At 66.7% G+C, this 4,437-nt stretch carries 4 protein-coding genes and 1 pseudogene; 1 reads left to right on the forward strand and 4 read right to left on the reverse strand.

Annotated features, from left to right (window positions below; genetic code table 11):
• The 4 genes from A3764_RS09675 to A3764_RS09690 form a co-directional block, all read right to left on the reverse strand.
• On the reverse strand, nt 1-509 hold a 509-nt coding region (locus A3764_RS09675; protein ID WP_067951536.1), incomplete at its 3' end, for a chromosomal replication initiator DnaA.
• A gap of 1 nt (nt 510) precedes the next feature.
• Nucleotides 511-1,593 (reverse strand): AI-2E family transporter, encoded by a 1,083-nt coding sequence (locus tag A3764_RS09680; RefSeq protein ID WP_067925603.1) that lies wholly within the window; start codon nt 1,591-1,593, stop codon nt 511-513.
• A gap of 81 nt (nt 1,594-1,674) precedes the next feature.
• Nucleotides 1,675-2,640: an isopenicillin N synthase family dioxygenase gene (locus A3764_RS09685; protein ID WP_067925599.1), complete on the reverse strand. Its 966-nt coding sequence runs from the start codon at nt 2,638-2,640 to the stop codon at nt 1,675-1,677.
• Nucleotides 2,637-3,998: an FAD-dependent oxidoreductase gene (locus A3764_RS09690; protein ID WP_067925612.1), complete on the reverse strand. Its 1,362-nt coding sequence runs from the start codon at nt 3,996-3,998 to the stop codon at nt 2,637-2,639. The genes A3764_RS09685 and A3764_RS09690 overlap by 4 nt, the downstream gene beginning before the upstream one ends.
• 214 nt (nt 3,999-4,212) lie before the next feature.
• On the opposite strand from A3764_RS09690, the pseudogene A3764_RS09695 reads away from it, so the two are divergent.
• Nucleotides 4,213-4,437: pseudogene (locus A3764_RS09695) on the forward strand (proline--tRNA ligase); the annotation flags it as partial.

Raw genomic sequence — 4,437 nt, forward strand, 5'->3', positions numbered from 1 at the left:
TGGCGGTCCGCCAGCATCTTGACCAGCACGGCAGCCAGCAGCGCGTCGTCCGGCGGCTCGAGCATCGCTTCGGTGGTGCCCCGCATGCGGCTGACGAGATCGGGCAGCGTCAGGCCCCAGCGGGCGACGGGGGGCGTCCCGGTAAGCAGCAGCGCCCGGCCCTCGGCAAGGACGAGGTTGTGCAGATGGAAAAGCGCTGTCTCCGCCGCCTCATCGCCTGCGATCTCCGGCACATCCTCCACCGCCACGGGTGCGCGGGCCAGGGTGGGGATGTCGGCCCCGGGCAGGTCGCGGGCCGCAACGATGGCCGAACCGCTGGCCGCCGCCCAGACGTGGGCCAGATGCGTTTTGCCCGATCCGGGCGGGCCGGTCAGCACCAGCTTGCCGCCGGGCCATGTCTGCCAGCCGTCGATCAGTGCCGCCGCCATCGCGTTGGAGGGGGCCACGAAAAATGCGTCTCGCCCCAGCGCCGTCCGGCTGGGCAGGTCGAAACCGAGCTGTCGGGCCATGTCAGTAGATGTCCTCGTCCACCGTGGGGTGCGCCCTTGTACCCTGATACAACAGGCTGCGGCGGTAACTGTCGGCGGCAAAACGCGCGATGACCCCGATCGCCGCCGCCACCGGCACCGCCACCAGAAGGCCCACGAAGCCGAAGAGTGTGCCGAAAACCGACAGGGCAAGGATCAGCCAGACCGGATGCAGCCCCACCGAACCGCCGACCATCTTGGGCGTCAGCACATTGCCCTCGATCACCTGACCGAGCACGAAGATACCCGCGACCAGCCCGATGCTGACCCAATCGCCCCAGAACTGGAACAGCGCGAGCCCGATGGCCAGCGCCCCGCCCAAAAGCGCGCCAAGGTAGGGGATGAAAGTGATCAGCCCGGCAAAGAACCCCACCACAAGGCCGAATTGCAGCCCCACCACCATCAGGGCGATCGCGTAATAGGTCCCCAGTATCAGGCAGACGGTGCCCATGCCCCGCACGAAGGACGCGAGCGTTCGGTCGATTTCCGACGCGAGCCTGCGGATGACCGGCGCATGATCCCGGGGCAGCATGTCATCGATGGCGGCAACCATCCGGTCCCAGTCGAGCAACAGGTAGACGGCGACGACAGGCACGATCACGAAGAGCAGGATGACGTTCAGGATCGAGGCAAAGGATGCCAGCGCGGTTTCCAAGAGGGCGCCGCCGCGTTCCTGCACGGTCACGCCAAGGGCGGTGATCGAATTGCGCAGGGTCGAATCCTCTTCCAGCAGCGACGGGAACCTTTCGGTGAGGAAGCGGGTGAAATTGCGCGCCAGCGTGGGCGCCGTCTCGAACAGGTTCACCGCCTGACTGATCAGGTTCGGCACCACAAGCAGCGCCAGCAGAACGAAGATCAGTATCCCCACGATGGTGATGATCGCAGTGGCGAGCGCGCGGCTCAGGCCCAGCCGTTCCAGCCGGTCGGCCACGGGATCGAGGAAATAGGCGATGGCCCCGCCCAGCAGGAAGGGCAGCAGCACATCCCCGATGAACCAGAGCATCACCATGAAGACGATGGCGGCGAAGCCCCAGTATTTCAGTTGATCTCGGATCGGCAGCGCCATGGGGTTCTCCGTTTGCGTTCCCCCCACATCGCCCATGTGCGCGCCCTAATCAAGTGTGGCGCCGCCGCGCCCTTCGCGCCTTTAGTGCAGCGTGCCCAGCTCCGGCGTGTCCTCGGCTGCATCCTGCCCGACCCAGTTGGTCCGCCAGACCTCCGCCGACCAATGCCCGCAATGAACCTCCGGCCGGTCGAACCCGGGCAGGGGGGCCAAGAGGGGGCGCACCACCACGTCATGACGGGGCACCGCGAAATAGGGGAAGGAATAGCGCTCCTTGCCGGTGCGGTTCATCACCCGGTGCGGGGTGGAAACGAGCCGCCCGCCCGACCAAAGCTCCAGCATGTCGCCGATGTTCACCACGAAGCCACCCTCCGGGCAATCGGGCGTGATCCAGTCGCCCGCTGGGGTGCGCACCTCCAGCCCGCCGACGCGGTCGGGGGCGATAATGGTCAGCGCATCGGTATCCTTGTGCGGATGGATGCCGAAGCCGGGGGCGTCGGGTTCCTGCGGCGGATAGTGCAGCAGGGACATATTCGTCAGCGGCGCGCTGAACGCCGCGCGGAAGCTGTCTTTCGGCAGGTCCAGCCCTTCGGCCAGCGCGTCCAGCAAGCGCAGCGCAATGGCGTCCATGGCCGCCCAGTAGGCCAATACCGTCTCGCGCGCCTGCGGCACCTGCGGCGGCCAGAGGTTCGGCCCGTAAAGCGCGCAATCGGCCCGCACCGGATCTTGCGGGTCGGTCTCCGCATGCAGTTTGTAGCCTTCGTAGCGGTCCGGCGTGCCCGAGCCGTCGTTGGGGGTGAAAAAGCCCAGCGGGATATAGCCGCGGTAATTGGCCGGCGTGATGGCCTGCGCCCATTTGTCCTGCTCGGGGACGGCAAAGATCTCCTCCACCGTGGCGCGCATCCGCGTGATGAGCGCAGGGTCCACCCCCGTCCCGGTGATGCACAGAAACCCGATATCCCGGCAGGCCGCCATGATCTCTGCAACGCAGTCCGCGCGCTGATCCCCGCCATCGAGGGCCGAAATGTCAATGACCGGAATATGGTTCATCGGATGCGCACTCCTTGGGTTTCCAGTGTCTTCTGCACGGCGGCCAGATCGATCCGGTCCATGGCCACACCTTCGGCCAGCGCCTGCGCCGCCGCCACGCCCGCGCCTTGCCCCGCGACGGCACAGCAGGCCATGTTGCGGGTGGCGGCATGGGCGATGCGGTCGCCCCCGATGGCGCGCCCGGTCACCAGCAGGTAGTCCACCCCCTTGGGCAGCATGGCGCCATAAGGCACATGCATGTAGCGCCCGGTGGTGGGCAGGATCAGAACGCCGTAGCCGTCGATGAATTCGGGGTAGATGCCGATGGTATCGTCGAACCGGGCCTGCCCGCGCACATCCGCCTCGGTCATGTTGTAGGCCGCATCGATCTTGCGGGTGTCGCGGATGCCGATGCTCATGCCGAAGTTGCGCAGGCGGGCAGCTTCGCAGCCGGGCGTATAGGCGCGCAGCGCCTCGATCGCCAGCATCGCCTGGGTGCGGCCCTCGATCTCGAAACGGGTCAGGCTGTCGGGATCTGTCCCGTCGCATCCCGCCAGATGAACGAGGTTCATATAGGTCATCTCGCCGCTGTCATGCACGGCCCCCCATGTCCCCCCGATGGTGTTGAGATGGGCAGGGATCAGCCCCTCGCGGATCGCCCGCTCGAACGGCTTGCCAAGAAAGGGGGAGAACATGTCATCCTCCTTGCCGTCGGTCTCCACCTGCCATTCGCCGCTGGACCAGTCCTTGTAGGTCTGCGGATCGGCGCGCACACCGGCCATGAAGGCCGCCTTGTCCACGCCCGCGATGTGGAACATGACGCTCGCGGCCTGCATCTCCTCCACCGGGGTCTTGATGGTAGCGGCCCCGGCGCGCTGGGCCACGTCCGCATCGCCGGTGGCGTCGATCACCACGCGCGCCAGTATCGCCTCGCGCCCGGCCTTGGATTCGACGATGACCCCGCGCATGGCCCCGTCTTCGACGATGGGGGCCACGAACTGGCGGTGCAGCATCGGGTGAATGCCCGCTTCCTCCACCAGCCGGTCGGCCACCAGCTTGAAACCCTCGCTGTCGAGCTCATAGCTCAGCGACTGGCTCTCCGGCACGGCGGCGCCCATTGCCTTGGCGCGGTCCTCGAACTCGCGCCCGATGCCACCCGCCTCAACCGTCTGTTCATGCCGGTACCAAGCGAAACCCTCGACCCCCACCACCGTGATATTGCCGCCGAAACAGCCGAAACGGTCCAGCAGGGTCACCTCGGCACCTGCGCGCGCCGCCGCCAGCGCCGCCGCCAGCCCGCCGGGGCCGGAGCCCACGACCAGCACGCCGGTTTCATGGATCACCGGCGTTTCGCGGGCGGGTTCGTGAATGGACTGCATGGGCACCTCCGGCAACTCGCGTTCCGACAAAGCGGATATTGACTGCCGGGTCAACGAAAATGCGCGCAGCTTCCAAATGACCCCAAATCCCGGGGGGGCCGGGGGGCTGGCCCCCCGGTGCGCGCGCCCGGTCGCCGAACCGCGATGGCGATTGTAACGTCACCTGCTTTGGATTAACCCCGGCAACGACCGAGTGTTTTTCAGGAGCCGCCCCATGCGTCTGACCAGATATTTCCTGCCCGTGCTGAAGGAAAACCCCAGCGAAGCACAGATCGTGAGCCACCGGCTGATGCTGCGGGCGGGCATGATCAAACAGGCGGCGGCGGGCATCTATTCGTGGTTGCCGCTGGGCTTCAAGGTACTGCGCCGGATCGAGGATATCGTGCACGAGGAACAGGCCCGCGCGGGGCATCTTGCCATGCAGATGCCCACGATCCAG

It is taken from the genome of Sulfitobacter sp. HI0129 (assembly GCF_001635395.1).
Lineage (GTDB): Bacteria > Pseudomonadota > Alphaproteobacteria > Rhodobacterales > Rhodobacteraceae > Sulfitobacter.

Excerpts from the sequence above, each read along its gene's own strand:
- A3764_RS09690 (WP_067925612.1), bottom strand. The coding sequence starts at position 3,998 with ATGCAGTCCATTCACGAACCCGCCCGCGAAACGCCGGTGATCCATGAA.
- A3764_RS09680 (WP_067925603.1), bottom strand. The coding sequence starts at position 1,593 with ATGGCGCTGCCGATCCGAGATCAACTGAAATACTGGGGCTTCGCCGCC.
- A3764_RS09685 (WP_067925599.1), bottom strand. The coding sequence starts at position 2,640 with ATGAACCATATTCCGGTCATTGACATTTCGGCCCTCGATGGCGGGGAT.